This is a genomic window from Marinicellulosiphila megalodicopiae, from assembly GCF_045862395.1.
GTDB classification, from domain to species: domain Bacteria; phylum Pseudomonadota; class Gammaproteobacteria; order Pseudomonadales; family Natronospirillaceae; genus Marinicellulosiphila; species Marinicellulosiphila megalodicopiae.
In genome coordinates this window covers 2,255,095-2,270,747 of record NZ_AP023087.1, presented here as the reverse complement: position 1 = coordinate 2,270,747, position 15,653 = coordinate 2,255,095, and the positions used below count along the sequence as shown (strand labels likewise).

Genomic DNA, 15,653 nt, shown 5'->3' with positions numbered 1-15,653 from the left:
GCGAAACCGCAGACCGCAACGCAAGTGAATCTGTTTAGCCTCGTTAACTAAATAAGGACGCTGACTCTCTGATTTGAAGGGGAAAGCTGTCATCTTTCAATCAAAAATATGATTTCTAATCTGTCTTTTTTAGACAGTCACAAACATGTTTAATGAGCATGAACGAAAGAGTCCTTCGGGGTTATAAGAGTGGTATGTGGTGGAAGATACATTGTGCAGGACGGGAGATCCAATAAGGTGATTTTTGCAGAATCAACGGTCATTTATAAGCGAAGAGCGAAATGATGACGGGCTTTATTGGAAGTCAGAGGGGCTAATAGTACCGTTTGAGGGTGAGCGACAACATAACGACACCCAAGGGAAGTGGCTCTACTTTATTCATGTAACCAAAGAGGAAAAGGCTCAGATGATTGCATTATGCTATTAACATCTTCCAGTTTGAAAAAACGAGTCGGTGACCTTCAGAGGAAACTATTTCAAAAAGCCAAACAACAATCCACATTTTGCTTTTATTCAATCTATGACAAGGTTTATCGTTTGGATGTCCTGCAATATGCTTACGAACTTGTTAAGAAAAACAATGGCAAACCTGGTTTAGATCGGGTGACATTTGAAACAATAGAACGAGAAATATCAAAGTGGCGTTACTTAAATATTTTACAATCTAAGCTTAAATTTAATTCCTATCAATCCAGTCCAATTAAACGTGTCGACATACCGAAAGGTAATGGCGAAACTCGTCCGTTGGGTATCCCGAATATTGAAGATCGAATCACCCAAATGGCTGTTAAAATTGTCATTGAACCAATTTTTGAATCGGGCTTCAGTAATAACAGTTACGGATTTCGTCCTAATCGATCGGCTCATCAAGCCATGAACAGTATTACTCAATCGTTAAGATCGGGACATACACAAGTGATTGATGCTGACCTGTCGAAATACTTTGATACCATCGCGCACGTTAAGCTCATGAAGTTAGTATCGCTGAGAGTTTCTGATAAGAAAGTATTAGCGTTATTAAATCAATGGTTAAAGTCGGTGGTGATCAAAGTAGAAAAGAGCGGAAAACAAACGGTTATTGCAGGTGGTAAGAAAAGTAAATTAGGCACACCTCAAGGTGGTGTTATCTCGCCATTATTGGCCAATATCTATCTGGATGTATTGGATAGAATATGGGACAAACACAATTTAGCATTTAAATTAAAAGCGAAAATAGTCCGATACGCTGACGATTTAGTGATTCTTTGTAAAAATGAAACAGATGCATCATATAAAGTGTTAACACAAGTTTTGGGTAAATTAGATTTACAACTTAATGGAGACAAAACTGAAGTGGTAGATTCGCTAAAAGAGAAGTTTAATTTTCTAGGTTTTGAAATTTCAATGGCAAAAAGCAAACAATCAGGAAAAGTATTCCCGATGGTTGAGCCGTCACAGAAATCGATGAAAAAAGTAAGTGAGAAGATTAAATTTTACACTCGAAGAGCGATGAATCCAGTACCGATAAATGAAGTGGTTAGACAATTAAATGCAACAGTCAGAGGCTGGTGCAATTATTTTTATTATGGTTACGGTCATCGAAAAATAAAGAAGATCCGATACTATATGGAAGAAAGTCTGCGACACCAACTAAGGTACAGACACAAGGTGAGAAATAGAGGGGCGAGTTATCATAAATTTCCAAGGCAGTATTTGTACGGTTATTTAGGGTTGTATCAGCCACCAGTAAAACCGCGTTGGAAAGTTGTGCATGCTTGAGAAGAAGGATATCGGAAAGCCGTATGCGGGAGAACCGCACGTACGGTTTGATGAGGGGAGGCTGTCATGTTTTTTTAGATGTGGCTGTCTTCTACTCTATTTGACTTCAGACCGCAGGAACACACTAGTGTTGTCCGAAGTCAAGCTTTGACCCCCCTTTTTTTTTGTTCGATTGATTTTATCACTATGAAACAACTAAGGACATCCATTACTTAAATTCAGTTAAATTTCAAAATTGGGACTTATCAAACTTTTGGATGTCCCTAGTTGTTTTAGAGATGGGCGCCCTAGTTAGTCTCGATTCTTAGATTAATTCAATTTCTAAATGTGGAGTAATATCGGTACCTTTTATTTTTTGCAACATCATCCGTCTATTTATTTCATGTGCGATATCATTAATTCTTTTAATTTGTAAGGGATTATAAATATTTCTTTTCAATCTAATTATAGATAAGCCTGAGTATTCGGAAGGCGCTCTACCCAAAAATAAATCATTTACTTTATCAAAACATAAAGACCAAACTAATTCGCTAAAACCGGAGAATGAATGACGAATATAATTATCAAATGTCACACTCTCATCTAACGTAACAACCACATTATAATTTAATTTTTCGTCATTGAGCTCTGGATTTAGATTAAATAAGTCATTTTCCAATTGAACCTCAATTTTGTCATTTTTAAGAAATTCGTCATCATTCCATTTGGCAAAATAAGTACGACTAAAATCAGCATGATTGACCATTCTACAAATATTATTTTTACCCTCATAAGATATATTTGCAATGTAATCAGTGCTCCTAGGCAATACTACATTACTAGGTAGTTGTTTGAAGTTGGTGTCGTAGGCGTAAAGTATTGGCTCGTAAAAATAAACAACATATAAGATATTACTTTTTGCATAGGCAAAATTTATTTTTTTATTACTATCTAATTTTACTAATTCAATATCATTTCTAGAATTCCATACATAAATATTATCAAATATTTTTATAATTTTATTTTCACCTAAGGAATCTCTGATTTAGAATCCTAAAGACTCAATAAAAAAAATCTTACAATTTTTTTTCTAAAAAACACCCTGAAATTGCGAAAAAACTCGCATACTTCCTAGAATTTGGCTGGTTTGCCAAATTCTAGGCGTAACTCGCCTAGTTCATTTATAAATTCCTCATCATATAAATATTGGCTAACGTAAATAACATCGTCAGCTGTGCCGCATTTTTTGCTAGCCCTTTGTATTTCACTTTTCGAAATCCAAACTGACACTTTACGATTCTAAAAATATGCTCCACCTTCGCTCTTAATTGCGCCTTTATTTTTTCCGTGGCTTTTTTGTCATTGTAAATTGTGCCCGTCCCGTGTTTTTTTACCAATGAACTTGGTCGCTCTGCGATCAGCCATTGGGCTGAAACATCTTTATTTTCTTCACGCTGATCCGCACCTAAATATCCGCTATCACCGCCGATTAATTTTTCTTCACCGTGCAATAAATTATGCGCTTCGGTCACATCATGATGATTAGCCGATGTGAAAGTCATGCTGTGCGCCACGCCTGTGTACATGTCAACACCCACGTGCGCTTTCATTCCAAAATAATATTGATTCGCTTTTTTGCAGGAATGCATTTCTGGATCGCGTGCTTTCGATTTGTTTTTGGTTGAAGGTGATGCGTGAATAATTGTGGCGTCCATCAGTGTCCCTTCTTTTAATAATACACCTTGATCAACCATAATTTGGTTCATGGCTTGTTACATTTTTTCTTGTAATTTATGCTTCTCAAGCAAATGCCTAAATTTTAAGATGGTCGTTTCATCAGGAATTTTATGTGTTAATTCTAATCGAGCAAATTGTCGCATAGATGCAATTTCATAAAGTGCATCCTCCATTGATGGATCACTCATCGTATACCAGTTTTGCATTAAATGAACACGAAGCATCGTTTCAAGCGGGTAAGGCTGACGACCTTTTTTATGCATTTTTGGATAAAATGGCTCGATGATAGGCAGAAAAACGCCCCAAGGAACAAGTTCTTCCATTTGATTAAGGAATTTTTCTTTTCGAGTTTGTTTTCGTTTTAAATGGGATTCTGCGTCTGTAAAGCTGAGTTGTTTCATGTGATATATAGGTTTTATTTAAAATTAATGGACACTCATATTTTAGCATTATTTAAACAGAGTTTCCCTAACTCTCCAATTTTATGAATATCTTGTTTGAAATCATTATCACTACGAACTGTATCTATAAATATTAACTCGCATTGCAAATCATCTACATTTAAAAAATAAAACCCTAAATCAATAAGATTAAAAAAATAAATATCTTCATCAATTATTGAAACTTTATATTTCAATAAATCATAAGTATCCAAAACTTTAAGCTTATCTGTTAATACAAACAACTTTTGATTGAATTGATATAATAAACAATTATTCCCACTAAAAATAACACTTGCAGTTTTTGGTATAGATAACGACTCGTCATTAACTATAAGTAACTGATGATTTTCACTATCGATTAATTTATATGTCAATTCAGGGTGTAATTTGAATTTATCTACAGCAGATCGTCTATCAAATTTAGAACCGTCCAACATATAGAACGAATTATAAAATTTATTAGCAATAATAACTTCATATTTATGTTCAATTAACGATAGAATTTTTTCGTTTTCAAGTTGAAAACAAATTGATAAATTATTATTCCATTCATAAATACAACCATAACAATCAAAATAAGCATTATTTATTAATGCCGTTGTTCTGCTACCATAGATACTATTTACAATATTCATTTAATCACCAATTTTTCTAGCAAAATTCCGCCTGGTTTAATTTTATTCTTCAATAAATAATCAATAAAAGTATCAAATACATTTTTACGACTTACTTTGATACACACAATAAGCTACATCCCTGTGTTATCAAGCCGACAATCTATTCACTGAATATTAAAAAAAAGCCATCACAAGGATGGCTTTAATTAGTTTGACGGACAGAAGTCCGATATACAGAGCGACTGAGAATTCAAGGAAGGTTTCCTTCCGCAAAAATTCTCATCAAGCGTTTAATTCTTGTCTCTTTAAGAATTAAACTTAAAAAGCAGAATTAAACATAAAGAACATTTACCCAGCTAAAGATAAAAGCAATGTATTCAAACGTTTAACATAAGCCGCAGGATCTTTTAACTGTCCGCCTTCTGCTAATTGCGCTTGTTCAAACAAGATGTGTGATAAATCACTTACACGTTGATCATCTGACTCTGTGTTTAAACGTGCAACTAATGGATGCTCTGGGTTAAGCTCTAATGTTGCTTTAGATTCAGGCATTTTTTGACCAGCCGCTTCCATGATTTTACGCATTTGAGCGCCCATATCATTTTCACTTAAGACTAAACACGCAGGTGAATCAGTCAAACGGTAGGTTAATCGCACGTCTTCTACTTCTTCTTTTAAAATTTCTTTCACTTGTTTTAATAAGCTTTCGAAATTTTTGTCTGTGCTTTCTTGTTCTTTTTTCTCTTCTTCGGTTTCAAACTTAGTTAGATCTAATTGACCTTTTGCTACGTTTTGGAATGACTTACCATCAAACTCATGCACATAACCCATCATCCATTCGTCTACACGATCAGACAAAATTAATACTTCGATGCCTTTTTTACGGAAGACTTCTAAGTGCGGTGAGTTTTTACCCGTAATGAAGTTCTCAGCGGTGATGTAGTAAATTTTATCTTGGCCTTCTTTCATGCGTTCAACGTAAGCTTTTAATGCTTGATCTTGTACTTCGCTGTCAGTATGTGTGCTTGAGAAACGTAACAAGTTTAAGATTTTTTCTTTGTTTGTGTTGTCTTCTGCAGGGCCTTCTTTTAATACTTGACCGAATTGTTTGTAGAATTCTAAGTATTTTGTTTCGTCTTTTTTCGCCATTTTAGCGATCATGTCAACAACACGTTTGGTTAATGCGCTGCGCATTGAGTCGATGGTTTTGTCTGATTGTAAAATTTCACGTGATACGTTTAGGGATAAATCGTTTGAATCGATCACACCTTTAATGAAACGTAAGTACATTGGTAAAAATTGTTCCGCTTCGTCCATGATGAACACACGTTGAACGTATAATTTTAAGCCTTTGTTTTGATCACGGTTGTACATGTCAAACGGTGCCATGGCAGGAATATACAATAATGATGTGTATTCTAATTTACCTTCAACTTTGTTGTGGCTCCAAGTTAATGCATCTTGGTAATCATGAGAAATATGCTTGTAGAATTCTTGATATTCTTCATCAGTGACTTCTGAACGTGACTTCGTCCAAAGTGCTGTTGCAGAGTTAACGGCTTCAAATTCAACTGGCTGCTCACCTTCAACTTCTTTGATGTTGCCTTCATCATCAAATTCAGGTGTAGCTTCTTTGATCATTTCAACAGGAATTGAAATATGGTCAGAGTACTTACGCACTAAACCACGAAGACGGTGTGCGTCGGCAAATTCAACTTCGTCGTCTTTTAAGTGAAGCGTAATAGACGTACCACGGTGTTCTTTAGAAACGGTTTCTAATGTGAATTCGCCGTCGCCTTTTGAGATCCACTGTGTGGCTTCGTCAACTGGTTGACCAGGCTTACGAGTGACAACGGTTACTTCGTCTGCCACGATAAATGCCGAGTAAAAACCTACACCGAATTGACCGATTAGCTGAGAATCTTTTTTCTCATCGCCGGTCATGTTGCTTAAAAATTCAGCCGTACCAGACTTAGCAATGGTACCTAAGTGTGAGATTACGTCGTCTTTGTCCATGCCGATACCTGTATCAGCGATGGTTAATGTTTTTGCTTCTTTGTTAAAAGTAATGGTGACTTTTAAGTCAGGTTGGTTTTCATACAATGAGTCATCTTTTAATGCTTTAAAACGGAATTTGTCCGACGCATCACTAGCGTTTGAAATTAACTCACGTAAGAAAATTTCCTTATTTGAGTACAAAGAATGCACCATCAAATTTAATAGTTGTTTGACTTCAGTTTGAAAACTGTGGGTTTCTTTTTGTGTTTCTTGTGTCATGTAACTCACCTTAGTTAATTTAGTTTATTTGGATTCTTTAAGTAAAACCCTAAAGACATTATTGGCTTATTCTTGCGCAATAATTTGCCTCATTCATAAGTGCTAGCTTTAATGGGGACGTTGATTTTAAGTTCAAGGTTTTTTTTGTGATTTCAAATTAATTTATCTGAATTGATTAATGTGTAAGAACCCCTGATAATCCCCCGCTTTTATATAATTGAGATCATTATGAGTCAAAAAGACGCGGTGTATTGGCTAGCTGAAATTTTCAGTCATTCACAAAAAACCATTCAAGAAGAGTTTTGCGATATTGACCCTATTGTGGGCATCAACCGTCAATTACGTAAACAAGGCTTTAAATGCGATTTATTAACCGTTGATAATCAGCGAAATCGTCGCAGAATTACGTTTTTGTTAGATGACACCAAACCCACCATTGTGCAGTATCAATTACATTCAATGGATGATGATCCCGCATCTGAGTTTAAGGAGGTTTTGTCTGAAAAAGTGAACGCTGTATTTTGCACGGCGCTTATGAAAGTGGGCTTGCGTTAATGCCTTTTGAGCTTAAAGAAGCTGGGCATTTTGAGTTAATTATTAAAAAAAGCCAGTTCATTACCTATGTCTATCCGATTCAAGATAAGTCAGAAGTTAATGCTGTATTGCATGATTTAAAACAACGCTATCCCGATGCTAGGCATATTTGTTACGCATTTTTGGTTGGGAATCATAGCGGTATGGGGGATGATGGCGAGCCGTCGGGTACTGCGGGCAAACCGATGTTTTCGATTTTACAGCATAATGATTTAGTGAATACGTTAGCGGTTGTGGTTCGGTATTTTGGTGGAATAAAGTTAGGTGCTGGCGGGTTGATTCGAGCTTATGGACAGGCGGTGAATCAATGCTTGGATCAATGTGAGTTGGTTGAGCAGATTAAAAAGACGACCTTTATGGTTGTTTGTGATTTTTCATTTGAGAATAAAATTCGCCATTATTGTTCGCAAATGCCGTTCACTATATTGGACTGCCAATATAGTGAACAGTTAATGATGACGATTAATGTACCGCTAACTCAATCTGCTGAATTTAATCAGCAACTGATTCATTTGTGCGCTGGTAGCGTTGTTTTATCTGAGATTGAGAAAGATTAAGCATATTACCAATTTGTTTTTGGGCAGTATTTGCTAATGCATCTCGATTGGTCTCTTTTGATGAAATTGTTTGTCCAAATTGAACATAGACATCCACATGACCATACGCCATAACCGAAAGTAAATTTACAAAAATCGTTTGTTCAGACCCGTAAGGAATCACCGGATGAGCACCTTGTTGTAATCCATATTTTATTGCTAGAGGTAATATGTTTGCTTTTGCATCTATAGCTGTAGAAAACAATCTTGGCCTAAACACCATTAAACCATCCCCTTTACCTGTAGTTCCTTCTGGAAAAAACAATATATTTTTACCATCATTGACGTACTCAAGCATTTGAACTTTTAATCCGTCAACGTCACCGCCGCCGCCACGTTTGATAAATAACGTCCCAATTTGATTAGCCATCCAACCTATTAATGGCCAGTTTCGAACTTCAGACTTTGATAAAAAATCGGTAGGAATAACACTGCCAAGTACAACAATATCTAACCAAGAAATATGATTTGCCACCACTACAGAGGCTTTTAATTGATCTGGCTTTTGCTTATTTGATTGAACGTGAACTTTTATGTCCAAGAAAAACAGTAATAATTGATACCATTTTCTCACAACAAACAACAACTGAAGCATATTAATAAGTTTTATCGCACGTAAACACATGCTAAATAATATAATAACGAAACCAAATATAAGCATCAGGATGACAAACAAACTTTTGATTGCTATACGAAACACACCCATAAATCTTATTAAACCTTACCAAAAATAAAGATGCGTATGATTGCTTAGAACCCATTTTAAGGCAATAGGAAATATTACACTTTCTTAAATGCAACCACTTATCAGCACCTCTATTCTAAAGATTGAAATTTTAATACTAAAACCCCCTTATTTTGATACCTAATATGTTTCACGTGGACATTTTTTGATCAAAAGCTCAAACAACCGCCTCGTAAGTGATTGATTTAAAAAGGCAATTTAATACCTTGGTTATACCTAATTTATACTCAAGATATCAACCATTTATCCACCGAGTTATCCATTGTCACTCAATTCAATCCCCTTTAAAGTGATCTCACTCCAATTCATGCGCCCAAGGGAATCATTATGGCTATTGTTCCAATTCGCAAAAAGTCTACTCAAAACTATTCAATTTTTAGACGTGGTCAAGTTGCTCGAGCTATGTTTGATCGCATTAATGATCAATATGCATACCTTCCAAACGGATTAACCTCTGACTATTTAGTTGATCAAATTGAAAAATCTTTAGAACATTGCCCTGCAAGTCACTTAGTTGGTAACAGCTGGGACGATATAGTACAAAAATGTATGGATTACCTAATGAAACGCCCTCACGATTTTGAAGCAGATAATTTAAAAATGCGCTTATTTATTCGATTGCTACAACATGAACAATACGCATAATCAACAGGCTGTTTTGAATATTCAATAACGCCTATAACAATTCAAATCAGTTGCGTATAATGGAGTTTTTTATACGCGACAATTCTAGCCATGAAATTCAGCATCTGTGTAGTTGCTCATCCACTTGACAGCGCACACCGTACAGCCATTCGATTTTGTAATGCATTAATTGCAAAAAACCATCAAATAGAACAGATTTTCTTTTATCAAGATGCCGTTATACTTGCATCAAATTTATTGGTCCCTGCACAGGATGAATATCCAACCCAACAAAATTGGTTAGATTTTTCAAACCAAAATCAAATCGAATTAAACGTATGCGTCAGTGCCGCTATTAAACGCGGCGTTTTAAACGATGCGGATTGTGCTCGTTACAACAAAAATCAAAGCAATGTACATTCATGTTTTAACATTGTGGGTTTAGGGGAATTTTTAACAAGCATGGACAATGCAGACAAACAGGTGACCTTTGGATGATTTTATTTATAAGTTCACACCCTCCTTTTGCCAAACAACAAAACAAAGAACTGCTGGATATGGTATTAGCAGCCGGAGCGTTTGATTTAAATTGTGCTTTATTGATTCAAGGCGATGCAGTACTTCAATTGCGTGCACAAAATAGTAAATTAATTGAACAAAAAGACATCAATAAATCTTTGAGTGCCCTCCCCCTTTATGGTATAGAAACAATTTATGTATTTGAACAAGACTTAGCAAAATTTCAAATAGGATTAGATGAAATAAACCTTGATATAAAAGTGTTACCCAATGATAAAAAAGCAATCCTTTTGCAAACTGCCTCAAAGGTCATTCGCTTATGAAACATGTAATTTCAAATAACTTACCGATAGAAAGTATTAAAACTCTGCATACCTTAAAAGGCATATCCCCCCAAAATTGTGTCACTGAATGCATAGCTTTACTAGCAGATCAAGATGCATTAATTTTGATCGAATCCGGGGTAAATAATCTATTAATTCCTGAATTTATTGATGCTATAAAAGATAAAAACATCGGTTGTTTTGTATTAGATGAAGACGCAAATGCCAGAAATGTATCTCATGAGCACTTTAAGCCAATTGATTTTGCCACTTGGATTGATATCAGTGCAAACAGTAACCTCATCTTAAACTGGTTCTAATATGAATATTCAAACAGATCATTTGGGATTTTTAAAAGATTTAACTCAATGGAATGAACAGGTATGCATCCATCTGGCGACACTTGAAAAAATCACGTTAACACCTGAGCATTTAGAAGTTATTTTCACTATACGAGAATTCTATCAAACCTTCGAACTTTCACCTGCAATGCGCCCTTTATGTAAATTTTTAAAATTAAAATTAGGGCCTGATAAAGCTAGCAGCATTTATTTAATGACTTTATTTGGCCAATCCCCAGCGAAAATGGCAGCAAAATTAGCAGGCCTACCTAAACCGGACAATTGTTTATGATCGAATTTCAAAATCACGAATATGAAAAAGTAGAACACCCGTTTGCACAATATATCCGTATTATTGGCAAGGGTAAAAATGGCGCTCGACACTTAACGCAAAAAGAAGCGTTTGATGCGATGACAATGATTATTAATGGCAATTTATTAGATGAACAGCTTGGCGCATTTATGATGTTAATGCGTATGAAAGAAGAATCCGCAGAAGAATTAGCAGGGTTTTGCCAAGCAATCAAACAAATGTTTGAACAGGATTTTGAAACACAATCCATGCAACCAGATTTTGACTGGCCTTGCTATGCAGGAAAAAAACGTCAATTACCGTGGTATTTATTAGCGGCGTTAGCCCTTAGCGATAGTGGTTATAAAGTATTTATGCATGGTTTTGATGGCCATACTATTGGCAGAATGTACGCGCAAGAAACCTTAGAAAAACTTGGCATCACAACAGCTCGAAGTGTTTTGCAAGCCAAGAAACAACTGGACGATTCTAATTTCACTTATTTATGTTTGCGCCATATCAACCCAGCCATGGCCAATGTTATGAATAAAAGAAACATTATGGGATTGCGAACCCCTGTTCATACTCTTTGCCGCTTATTAAACCCATTTCATGCGAAAAATGTGCTTCAGGGTATATTTCATCCGGCGTATCAAGGGGTACACCAAAAAGCCAATGTATTACTGGGGTACTCTAGCGCCCTTGTTTATAAAGGCGAAGGTGGGGAATTTGAAAGAAATCCAGAAGGGTCAAGAGAAGCATTTTTAGTGAAAGATGGTAAGGAAACATCATTGAAATTTGATAAATTATTATCAAGACGATTAGTGAAACCTGAATTATTAGATATACACGATTTAAAAAGGGTGTGGCGCAATACTGACTGCATCAATGGCGATCAAGCATTTGATTATGGTGTACCAACAGTTATTGGATCCATCGAATTAGCGCTATCTACATTTATGGTCCCCAATACAGCAAAACAAAAAGCGCAAGAAATTTGGAAAAATCGAGATAAATCTAAGCTATAAAAACTGAAAACACTAACCCTGCCAACGATCAATAGGCCTTCCATTTAGTTCGTACACCTCAATATTATAAAGGCAGTCATATTTTTTCAGGCTGTCTTGTAATATTATAGCAACTTCCTCTATTTCCATTAATTTACCTTGTATGATTGGTAAATCAATGACTATTTCAAGCTGCTTATTTTTGATCAAATACCCATCACTTGTTTGAGTCAGCTTGCAATTTAATGCTTTGGCTAATTTTAAAAGCTCCTGATAAGGTAACTGGCCATTCAATATGGTTCCTGAAATTTGAAATTTACTCATAATTACTCTACGCACTGTGTAATTTTAACAAACTGAATTGCTAAAAGTATCGGAAAAAGGTACATTTTGCACCATTTTTTACACCCCCTAAATATCGGAGATCATATGATTCGCCTAAGTACAGCTGCAGCGACCAGTTTAATTTTATTAAGCGCCTGTCAATCCACAAAGGAAAATATGGATTCAAAAGTTGACATTATAGAAGACAACATCGTCAAACAAACAATCAAACAAACAACCAAACAACCAATGACAGTCAAACCAGTCACTGCAGAATTAGATTGCCCGCCTTCACTTCCAGACGATAACGAAGAAGAAGTAGAAGTAGAAGAAATCATTCGCGATTATATTGCCCCAAAAGATGTGGCCATTGATACAACCGGCTCTGAAGTTTTTAAAATGGTTTTCAATAAAACCCCCGAACCTCTTTGGAGCAAAAAACGCATCGTTGGCAAATCCTTAGATGACGAATCTGGCTATCGATTATGGGATGAAAACCCAGGGTGCGAATGGGACGATGCTGAGATGTTTAAAATTAACTCTCAAATCAAATTACCTTATGGTCGTAAATTATTATCAGTAGATATAGAAGTAGGAGATTCACATACTGTTTCTTGGGGTGGAAGTAAAATTGTTCAGTTCCAAGTAAATGGTAAAGAATTAAAACCTGCTACAGATGATAATGGTAATGCGGTTTTTGAATTATCTTACGGCAGTGATGGAAAAGGGTTTGTATATAACGATTCAGGAACATATTGGTTTGAAATTCCAAAAGGAATGACAGACATTGCATTTGTTAATATCATGGCAGCAGGTGCCACTAACTATGATGTGACCCTTAAAAACTATACGTATTATGTTTGGGAAGAAGAAGACTTACGTCGAGAGCATTACTTACTTCACGCAGATCGTCATGGCTACTTGGCAGATTTTGACAAACAAATTGTGATTGAATCACAACAGTGGATGAACATTGAAAGCTATCCCGTTACCTTGAAATCTAAAGATTCAGGCATAAAAGACAAATTAGCAAATACAATTTCTGCTCAACCCCACCCTACTTCAGGGCGACCGTTAAGCGTAATTGACTTCAGTCAATACAAAACTGAAGATTTTTACACAGTTATTATGCCTCCTATTAAAGAAGTAAAAAAATCAAAACTCACTACTAATAACTTCAAAATTTTCCAGCAGGCTGAACATATCGCACAATACCGTGATTCTGCCTGGTCTGCTTTTTGGTGGTTAACTGATGGTGAACAAGGCCCTTACGGTTCAATTCACGAACAAGATACCCGTGCTCAAGTGTTTAACTCTGATAAAACTATGGATGTGCGTGGTGGCTGGTTCGACGCGGGGGATTACGGGAAATATTCTGTTAACGGTGCTTGGTCGACAACCTTGGGTTTAATGGCGTATTTATATGAACCTAACGCTTATGATTTTGCGTTAGAGGCCAATTCGGAGAAAGTATTCCCCGTCTCTAATCATAATCCTCAACGTGCTGATGCATTATCTATTTTGAAATACGAATTAGATTTCTTATTAAAAATGCAAAATGAAACAGGCGCGGTTCATCATAAAGCAGCAACTGCCGACTGGCCTTCTTTGGCGTTAAAACCTCAAGATGACAAAGGCATTAAAACAGTATTGCCTATTTCGTCTACTGCCACTGCAGATTTTGCAACGACTATGGTTTTAGCATATCAAGTATACAGCCAATCTGTATTAGCTGATGATAAAACGCAGGCAGAAGTGTATTTACAAGCTTCATTAAAAGCCTATGAGTGGTTAGATGCTAATCCTGAAATGATCATGGTTGAAGATCGTTATGACAATGTTGAATATGGCGGACCTTATACCGATTATAAAGAAACCGATGAGCGATTATTAGCAGATGTGACACTTTGGACACATACTAAAGATCCTGCATTACACACCAGTATTCAAACGCGCTTAAAAGAAGTGGCGGTATTGGATCGTTTTGGTGATGTTGTGCCTGACTGGAGAGAAACCAACTTTATGGCGTTGTTCTTATATGCCTTAAATGACAGCTCAGACTTGTCTACTCGTTTAATGATCATCGAAAACCTAGAAAAATTTGGTCAGCAACAAATTGCATTACAAGCTAACTCGCCTTGGATGATTGGTATTGCAGGCGAAGAAGATCAGATGAACTGGGGATCCAATGGTATTATCTCTACTGTTGCACTAGAGCAACTTTGGATTTATAAGTTAACAGGCAAGCGTGAATATCTAGAATCGGCCTACGACATGAGCCATTGGTTTTTTGGTTTAAACCCAGTAAGCATGGATTTCATCACAGGCAAATATTCGGTACAACCAAAATGGCCACACTTTAGACCATTAACATCAGAAGCAGTAAAAGAGCCTTATGGTTTGATTGTAGGTGGACCAAACTCTGTGGAGCTTAAAGGGGATACAGCCGCTGCCGTACTACAAAACCTAGCACCAATGCGTGTTTATGTAGATCATCAAGATTCTTGGGCAACCAACGAAATCGCAATTAACTGGCAAGTATCTTTTGCAAGTTATATGACGTTACTTGATCATTATCTACGCAACCGACCTGCAGAATACTAAGCAAAATATTGATTAAAACCAAAAACGCATCCTTGAGATGCGTTTTTTTTGCTTTAAATTTAACCAAAGTAAACTTTGCATGCTGATGCTTTAGCCTAGGGTCAGATCCAAAAAACGAATATCTCAGTGTCAAAATTAATCCAGGGGTCGGATCCATTTTTAAGAAATGGCTGGAAAACAAGCCTTTAGATTTTTTTGGATCTGACCCCAGGCTTATTTTTTGGATCCGACCCCTTGCTAGAACCCTATTGGTTATTTGAAATATGCGCAATGACATTGATTAACTTTCCAAATGGATCACGCACATAAAATCTGTACACTCCCCATGGCTCAAAAATTGGTCCGTATTCAAATTTAATATTATGCTTTTTTATTCTGTTGATTGCTGTTTCGATGTCATCAACTTCAATTGAAATGTCTGGCACTGGTGTGTCAGATCCGCCTTGTGTTGCAATACTTATTTGTACTGGCATATTGCCTACATTTGCATAGGTTTTAATCCAACCAAGATCCATGGCAACGTCAAGCCCAAAAATAGTCTCATAGAAATCTTTGCCTAATTCAGGGTCGGTTGTTTTTATATTGGTGACTATTCGTTTTACTTTCATAAAAACCCCTCTTAAATAAATTATTGATGTGCTGGGGTGATTGAACCTGGAATATTGCTGTATTACTCATACTAATTTTTTACAGCAACGAGAAATAGAGCTAACTCAATAAATTAGGTAGATCAGTTAAGGGGCAAATCTAAAATGTCTAACCATTTATAAAGAATAGCTTGGGGTCGGATCCAAAAATCGTATGAGCCATTAATTAAAAAGAACTGGTTAATTTTGGATCCGACCCCCGGTTTATTTTTGGAAAAATGGATCC

At 36.2% G+C, this 15,653-nt stretch carries 16 protein-coding genes and 1 pseudogene; 10 read left to right on the top strand and 7 right to left on the bottom strand.

The features are described from left to right. Nucleotides 1–417: 417 nt before the first annotated feature. Complete coding sequence (gene ltrA, locus TYM08_RS09525; protein ID WP_422382741.1) at nt 418–1,758, top strand: group II intron reverse transcriptase/maturase; 1,341 nt, start codon at nt 418–420, stop codon at nt 1,756–1,758. Nucleotides 1,759–2,062: 304 nt separating this feature from the next. Here ltrA and TYM08_RS09520 read toward each other — a convergent pair whose 3' ends face one another. From TYM08_RS09520 to htpG, 4 genes and pseudogenes are all read right to left on the bottom strand, one after another. Next, entirely contained in the window at nt 2,063–2,503 is a 441-nt protein-coding gene (locus TYM08_RS09520; protein WP_422382740.1) for a hypothetical protein, read from the bottom strand. 415 nt (nt 2,504–2,918) lie between these two features. Further along, nucleotides 2,919–3,875 (bottom strand): annotated as a pseudogene (locus TYM08_RS09515) (IS5 family transposase). A gap of 35 nt (nt 3,876–3,910) precedes the next feature. Continuing rightward, the gene (locus TYM08_RS09510; RefSeq protein ID WP_422382739.1) at nt 3,911–4,552 is read right to left on the bottom strand and encodes a hypothetical protein; all 642 of its coding nucleotides are present in this window, start codon (nt 4,550–4,552) and stop codon (nt 3,911–3,913) included. Nucleotides 4,553–4,882: 330 nt separating this feature from the next. After that, the gene (gene htpG / locus TYM08_RS09505) at nt 4,883–6,811 is read right to left on the bottom strand and encodes a molecular chaperone HtpG (RefSeq protein WP_422382738.1); all 1,929 of its coding nucleotides are present in this window, start codon (nt 6,809–6,811) and stop codon (nt 4,883–4,885) included. A 228-nt stretch (nt 6,812–7,039) separates the two neighbouring features. On the opposite strand from htpG, the gene TYM08_RS09500 reads away from it, so the two are divergent. After that, on the top strand, nt 7,040–7,366 hold the full coding sequence (locus tag TYM08_RS09500) for a hypothetical protein (RefSeq protein WP_422382737.1): 327 nt from the start codon (nt 7,040–7,042) through the stop codon (nt 7,364–7,366). Continuing rightward, nucleotides 7,366–7,962 carry a YigZ family protein gene (locus TYM08_RS09495; RefSeq protein WP_422382736.1) on the top strand — a complete coding sequence of 199 codons (597 nt, stop codon included), beginning with the start codon at nt 7,366–7,368 and terminating at the stop codon, nt 7,960–7,962. The genes TYM08_RS09500 and TYM08_RS09495 overlap by 1 nt, the downstream gene beginning before the upstream one ends. Here TYM08_RS09495 and TYM08_RS09490 read toward each other — a convergent pair. Next, nucleotides 7,898–8,596, bottom strand: a complete 699-nt coding sequence (locus tag TYM08_RS09490) for a lysophospholipid acyltransferase family protein (RefSeq protein WP_422382735.1) — start codon at nt 8,594–8,596, stop codon at nt 7,898–7,900. The two genes, TYM08_RS09495 and TYM08_RS09490, sit on opposite strands and share 65 nt — an antisense overlap. Before the next feature lie 477 nt (nt 8,597–9,073). Between TYM08_RS09490 and TYM08_RS09485 the strand changes: the two genes are divergently transcribed. From TYM08_RS09485 to TYM08_RS09460, 6 genes are all read left to right on the top strand, one after another. Further along, nucleotides 9,074–9,391, top strand: coding sequence for a hypothetical protein (locus TYM08_RS09485; protein ID WP_422382734.1), 318 nt, complete (start codon nt 9,074–9,076; stop codon nt 9,389–9,391). 90 nt (nt 9,392–9,481) lie between these two features. After that, nucleotides 9,482–9,868, top strand: coding sequence for a sulfurtransferase complex subunit TusD (gene tusD / locus TYM08_RS09480; protein ID WP_422382733.1), 387 nt, complete (start codon nt 9,482–9,484; stop codon nt 9,866–9,868). After that, entirely contained in the window at nt 9,865–10,212 is a 348-nt protein-coding gene (locus tag TYM08_RS09475; protein ID WP_422382732.1) for a DsrE family protein, read from the top strand. Before tusD ends, TYM08_RS09475 begins: the two co-directional genes overlap by 4 nt. Continuing rightward, entirely contained in the window at nt 10,209–10,532 is a 324-nt protein-coding gene (locus tag TYM08_RS09470) for a DsrH/TusB family sulfur metabolism protein (RefSeq protein WP_422382731.1), read from the top strand. The genes TYM08_RS09475 and TYM08_RS09470 overlap by 4 nt, the downstream gene beginning before the upstream one ends. 1 nt (nt 10,533) lies before the next feature. Beyond that, nucleotides 10,534–10,845 (top strand): TusE/DsrC/DsvC family sulfur relay protein, encoded by a 312-nt coding sequence (locus tag TYM08_RS09465; RefSeq protein WP_422382730.1) that lies wholly within the window; start codon nt 10,534–10,536, stop codon nt 10,843–10,845. Further along, nucleotides 10,842–11,873 carry a glycosyl transferase family protein gene (locus TYM08_RS09460; RefSeq protein WP_422382729.1) on the top strand — a complete coding sequence of 344 codons (1,032 nt, stop codon included), beginning with the start codon at nt 10,842–10,844 and terminating at the stop codon, nt 11,871–11,873. The genes TYM08_RS09465 and TYM08_RS09460 overlap by 4 nt, the downstream gene beginning before the upstream one ends. Before the next feature lie 12 nt (nt 11,874–11,885). Here TYM08_RS09460 and TYM08_RS09455 read toward each other — a convergent pair whose 3' ends face one another. Beyond that, complete coding sequence (locus TYM08_RS09455) at nt 11,886–12,176, bottom strand: hypothetical protein (RefSeq protein WP_422382728.1); 291 nt, start codon at nt 12,174–12,176, stop codon at nt 11,886–11,888. Nucleotides 12,177–12,281: 105 nt separating this feature from the next. On the opposite strand from TYM08_RS09455, the gene TYM08_RS09450 reads away from it, so the two are divergent. Further along, complete coding sequence (locus TYM08_RS09450) at nt 12,282–14,780, top strand: glycoside hydrolase family 9 protein (RefSeq protein ID WP_422382727.1); 2,499 nt, start codon at nt 12,282–12,284, stop codon at nt 14,778–14,780. Between the two features lie 245 nt (nt 14,781–15,025). Here TYM08_RS09450 and TYM08_RS09445 read toward each other — a convergent pair whose 3' ends face one another. After that, nucleotides 15,026–15,388 carry a VOC family protein gene (locus TYM08_RS09445; protein WP_422382726.1) on the bottom strand — a complete coding sequence of 121 codons (363 nt, stop codon included), beginning with the start codon at nt 15,386–15,388 and terminating at the stop codon, nt 15,026–15,028. Between the last annotated feature and the right edge of the window lie 265 nt (nt 15,389–15,653).

What these genes read in the sequence shown, in the direction of transcription:
- ltrA (WP_422382741.1), top strand. Translation starts at nt 418, where the DNA reads ATGCTATTAACATCTTCCAGTTTGAAAAAACGAGTCGGTGACCTTCAG.
- TYM08_RS09520 (WP_422382740.1), bottom strand. Translation starts at nt 2,503, where the DNA reads ATGGTCAATCATGCTGATTTTAGTCGTACTTATTTTGCCAAATGGAAT.
- TYM08_RS09510 (WP_422382739.1), bottom strand. Translation starts at nt 4,552, where the DNA reads ATGAATATTGTAAATAGTATCTATGGTAGCAGAACAACGGCATTAATA.
- htpG (WP_422382738.1), bottom strand. Translation starts at nt 6,811, where the DNA reads ATGACACAAGAAACACAAAAAGAAACCCACAGTTTTCAAACTGAAGTC.
- TYM08_RS09500 (WP_422382737.1), top strand. Translation starts at nt 7,040, where the DNA reads ATGAGTCAAAAAGACGCGGTGTATTGGCTAGCTGAAATTTTCAGTCAT.
- TYM08_RS09495 (WP_422382736.1), top strand. Translation starts at nt 7,366, where the DNA reads ATGCCTTTTGAGCTTAAAGAAGCTGGGCATTTTGAGTTAATTATTAAA.
- TYM08_RS09490 (WP_422382735.1), bottom strand. Translation starts at nt 8,596, where the DNA reads ATGCTTCAGTTGTTGTTTGTTGTGAGAAAATGGTATCAATTATTACTG.
- TYM08_RS09485 (WP_422382734.1), top strand. Translation starts at nt 9,074, where the DNA reads ATGGCTATTGTTCCAATTCGCAAAAAGTCTACTCAAAACTATTCAATT.
- tusD (WP_422382733.1), top strand. Translation starts at nt 9,482, where the DNA reads ATGAAATTCAGCATCTGTGTAGTTGCTCATCCACTTGACAGCGCACAC.
- TYM08_RS09475 (WP_422382732.1), top strand. Translation starts at nt 9,865, where the DNA reads ATGATTTTATTTATAAGTTCACACCCTCCTTTTGCCAAACAACAAAAC.
- TYM08_RS09470 (WP_422382731.1), top strand. Translation starts at nt 10,209, where the DNA reads ATGAAACATGTAATTTCAAATAACTTACCGATAGAAAGTATTAAAACT.
- TYM08_RS09465 (WP_422382730.1), top strand. Translation starts at nt 10,534, where the DNA reads ATGAATATTCAAACAGATCATTTGGGATTTTTAAAAGATTTAACTCAA.
- TYM08_RS09460 (WP_422382729.1), top strand. Translation starts at nt 10,842, where the DNA reads ATGATCGAATTTCAAAATCACGAATATGAAAAAGTAGAACACCCGTTT.
- TYM08_RS09455 (WP_422382728.1), bottom strand. Translation starts at nt 12,176, where the DNA reads ATGAGTAAATTTCAAATTTCAGGAACCATATTGAATGGCCAGTTACCT.
- TYM08_RS09450 (WP_422382727.1), top strand. Translation starts at nt 12,282, where the DNA reads ATGATTCGCCTAAGTACAGCTGCAGCGACCAGTTTAATTTTATTAAGC.
- TYM08_RS09445 (WP_422382726.1), bottom strand. Translation starts at nt 15,388, where the DNA reads ATGAAAGTAAAACGAATAGTCACCAATATAAAAACAACCGACCCTGAA.